Below are 4232 nucleotides of genomic sequence, written 5' to 3' on the forward strand. Positions count from 1 at the left end.
GTATGGGTGGCGCTTAAACAGTCTTGTCAGGTAGAACTTAAGGTTTATGACACAACAAATGATGGTGAAACATTAGGAAATTGCTTATTGGAGGGAGAACGCTCTACCTTTGCTCTGGGTAAGTATCTTCATGTAGTTGCCATCACGGCTCGGTCTACAATTGGACATCGCCTAACTGGAAGTCACATCTATGCATACGACCTCCAGTTTACTGTTGCTGACCAAACCCTGCAAATGCAACAAGCATTATCTTCAAACTCCTCTCCTCCAGTCAGCATCAGCTACTTCGATCATCAAAAACCAACCTTTGCTCTACCGCCAAACCGTCTTCAAGATTTGCAAATTGTCCATGCTTCCTGCCGTAAACCTCATGGTCATGGGTTTGATGCATTGCCAATTCTCGATAGTATGATTCAGGCATCAGCAAATCAGCCCCAACACCGCCCTCATCAGCTGTTCCTCACCGGAGATCAAATTTATGGAGATGATGTAGCAGAACCATCTCTGTGGGTTGCCACTACTCTTGGTGATGCCCTCTTGGGTTGGGAAGAACGACTTCCGGTGAATGGAATGTATTGCACTCCCCAGCAGCTACCCCCTGGAGAGCGGGCTGATGTGGCGACAAATCAAGCTGGTTTAACGGCAGGATTACATAATAAAGCAGAGAAAGTCAACAGTCATCTTTTCAGCCTGGGTGAATATTACGCTACTTATTTACTCGCTTGGTCGCCAGTGTGCTGGCCGGCAACATTTCCCAAAGGACACCAAGTAACACGCGGGAGCAAAGCTATCAAGAAGTGGAACCGAGAAGTCCAGCATTTGCGCCAATTCATTTATACCCTTTGGAAAGTGCGCCGCGCCCTTGCCAATATTCCCATGTACACCATCTTTGATGACCATGATGTTACTGATGACTGGAATTTGAACCAAGCTTGGTGTTTGCGAGTCTTGGGGCATCCCTTCGGACGAAGAATAGTTCAAAATGCATTGTTAGCTTACACGGTATTTCAAGGTTGGGGCAATACACCAGAGCAATTTGCAGAAGGAAAACCAGGTGAAAAGCTGTTGGCGGCTGCACAAGCTTGGTCAGCTTCTAAAGGAAGGGATGCAAAGGCTAATGAGGCGATCGCTCGTTATGTAGGTATGCCAGCCAACGATCCCCACACAGACTTACCTGTTTTAGTCCGAGACGGTGCAGTATTTATTCTGGATCGACATCCGGAAGCCCTGACTTGGAATTATATAGTCCGCAGCGATCGCCATGAAGTAATTGTGCTGGATACACGTACATGGCGGGGTTATCCAGCCGATAAAAAACCAATCGCGCCGCCCATGCTACTGTGCCCAAAAGCCTTTGAGCAACAACTAGTTTTACCTTTACAAGAAATAGTCGAACAAACCCAGATTCAAACAACATTTGTGGTTGCACCTACAAATGTATTTGGATTACAAGTGATTGATTGGATTCATCATTGGCAGTTACAACAGGAGAAAGTTTTTTCAACAGATGTTGGAGATGCCTGGAACATTAATACTGAAGCACTGGCAAAATTCCTAACTACCTTGTTTGAAGAACGTCAACAAGTGATTATTCTATCTGGGGATATCCACTACAGTTCTGTTGCTCACTTGTCTTATGCACGCACTCATTCCAAATTACAGTCTGTCTTAGTGCAGTTAACCGCTAGTGCATTGAAGAATGAAGAAATTTTGACGCGGCTCATTCATACACGATTGAAACATTGGCTACTACCAGAAAAGGTACGTCATTGGATAGGTTGGATTAATCCACCCAATATGGTAGAAGTTTCAGAGAAACAATTACACCATAATCGCCAGATGCTGACTAACTCTGAGTGGCATTGTGTGCTGGAGTGGATACCTCGAAACAGTGTTCAGACTTCTCGGTATGGAGCAGATATATTATCGTTAATAGCTCCTTGGAAACGAGCCGAAAATGCTAAATGGAAATGGTTACAACCCCTAATGTTTTGGAAATTTCGTTGGGTTCAAGAGGGGCGAGAAGTAGTTGGATTTAATAATTTAGGTCTGGTTCACTTTGAGTCAGCAGATGAAAGTAGTTATTGCAAAGTTATTCAAGATTTGTACTGGTTTTCTTCTTGGTATCCAACCCAAATTGTTTACAGTCGTTTTGAGAGCCAGTTAACGCCCAATCAGTCTTTATTACGATAACCAGCTTTGCTGTGTGAATGGAAATTTTAGTTGTATATGTGGGCACTCTAGATGAAAGAAACTTACTGGAGAGTGATTTCTATGTCTACGACCCCAATTAGTGCAACATTGGCACAAACAGACAGAGATGCTGTGTTGCAAGCCATCACCACCATTAAACAAAAGCTACCATTTTTGGTTGATTTGAGTGCCGACGATCGCAAGACTTTACCCAAGATGGGCGATAAGAGTCGGGCGTTTGTGAGTAAAGCATTAGAGGTGGCGGCGCAGAACCCAGAGTTTTTACCGCGATCGTTTGACTTGGATGAAATGCGGAAGGACGTGCAATTATTTGAAGCGTTGTATCCGGTGTTGTTGTCGTTGACACAATTGCAAGAGTTGGTAGATGATACATCTCTTGCAGTGGGTAGTGAAGCTTATGCAGCCGCGTTGCAGGTGTATAACTACGCTAAAGCCAGTGGACAAGGGGCGGGTTTAGATACAGTGGTTGCAGAAATGGGAAAACGATTTACTCGTAAACCTGTAAAGGTCGAGTCTAAAGAACCAATGTTGTAAAAAATAAGTCCATAGTTGCACGTCAAAAGTGCAACGTGTGAGCTTCAGAAGTTGGATGTTAGAGTTAAAAGCACAACATTTCGAGTTCTGAAGCTCTATTTTTGGAGTTCAAAGACGCAACGTTCAAGCAAAAAGGTGCAACTTCCGAGTTCAAAGGCTCAACGTTCGAGCAAAAAGGTGCAACTTCCAAGTTCAAAAGCGCAACGGTCGAGTAAAAAGGTGCAACTTCCGAGTTAAAAGGCGCAACGGTCGAGCAAAAAGGTGCAATTTCCGAGTTCAAAGGCTCAACGGTCGAGTAAAAAGGTGCAATTTCCGAGTTCAAAGGCTCAACGGTCGAGTAAAAAGGTGCATATAACCTATATATTACCCCCCTTTTTAAGGGGGGCAGGGGGGATCAAAACTATAAACTATGACCAAAAACCTCAATAATAGCGATTTTCATCTACCCTACAATCCAAAGCTTGTGGAAAGAGCAAAAGAACTTCGCAAAAATATGACTCCAGCAGAAAAGAAGCTTTGGTATGGATATCTAAAAACCTTTCAATTTCGCGTTTTAAAACAACGGACAATTAATCATTTCATCGTTGATTTCTACTGTCCCATTTTAAAAGTAGTGATAGAAATTGATGGGGATAGTCATTTTACAGATCAAGGTCAAGATTATGACATGGAGATAACTCATATTCTGGAAGGCTATGGTTTAAAGGTTCTCAGGTTTACAAATAGCCAAGTTTTAAATCAGTTTGATAGTGTGTGTGAGCAGATACAGGGTTTGATCCTCCCTAACCCCCCTTAAAAAGGGGGGGAATCGTAGTTTAGTTTTTTACAGCAGCGATCGCCTTCTAACCCCCATTATCTAACCTCAGAACTCGAAGGTTGCACTTCAGAGGTTAAAGAATCGAGGTAGGAGTTTAGAATTTAAGTTACAAGAGATATAGATTACTGGCACAAGGGTTAGGCAATGAGTGAAACTCAGACCCAGTTACCGACAGATATATGGATTTGTGCTTCTTGGCAAGAGTATGAGCAGATAGTCGCTAGCTTACTCAACGAGAAGGGAAAAAGTTATTACTACAAAGGACACATGAGGCTGGAGATGCCACCAGTTAGTTTTGCTCATGGTAAAGACCATGTAATAATTATTTTTGCTGTAACTCTATTTGCGACCATTAAGGGGATTCTAGCGACAGGTTTAGACACAACCACCTTTCGTAAAACTGGTGTTCAGGATTGTCAGCCCGATGTGGCGTATTACCTCAGAGAACGCGCCCAAACTATCCCAGCAGGTACAGGAATCGTCAACCTCGATCGCTATCCTGCACCAGATTTAGTGATTGAGATTGCGAAAACATCTCTGTTGGATGATTTAGGCACAAAGCGATCGCTCTATGAAGAATTAGGTATTGCTGAATACTGGGTAGTGGATGTGACAAATGCTCAAATCATTGCTTATGCGATCGCAGATCAAGGCAGTAAACGTATTC

General features: G+C 43.2%; 4 protein-coding genes. All 4 read left to right on the forward strand.

Annotated elements, in window-relative coordinates:
• Positions 1 to 2193: alkaline phosphatase D family protein (locus IQ229_RS15510; RefSeq protein WP_194045099.1), on the forward strand; the 2193-nt coding region annotated here is incomplete at its 5' end.
• Positions 2194 to 2274: 81 nt separating this feature from the next.
• Positions 2275 to 2748: a hypothetical protein gene (locus IQ229_RS15515; RefSeq protein WP_194045100.1), complete on the forward strand. Its 474-nt coding sequence runs from the start codon at positions 2275 to 2277 to the stop codon at positions 2746 to 2748.
• A gap of 409 nt (positions 2749 to 3157) precedes the next feature.
• On the forward strand, positions 3158 to 3544 hold the full coding sequence (locus IQ229_RS15520) for an endonuclease domain-containing protein (protein ID WP_194045101.1): 387 nt from the start codon (positions 3158 to 3160) through the stop codon (positions 3542 to 3544).
• A 165-nt stretch (positions 3545 to 3709) separates the two neighbouring features.
• Positions 3710 to 4232 (forward strand): Uma2 family endonuclease (locus IQ229_RS15525; protein ID WP_194045103.1); only part of this gene is annotated, 523 nt, incomplete at its 3' end.

The sequence above is a fragment of the Nostoc cf. edaphicum LEGE 07299 genome (assembly GCF_015207245.1).
GTDB lineage: Bacteria > Cyanobacteriota > Cyanobacteriia > Cyanobacteriales > Nostocaceae > Nostoc > Nostoc edaphicum_B.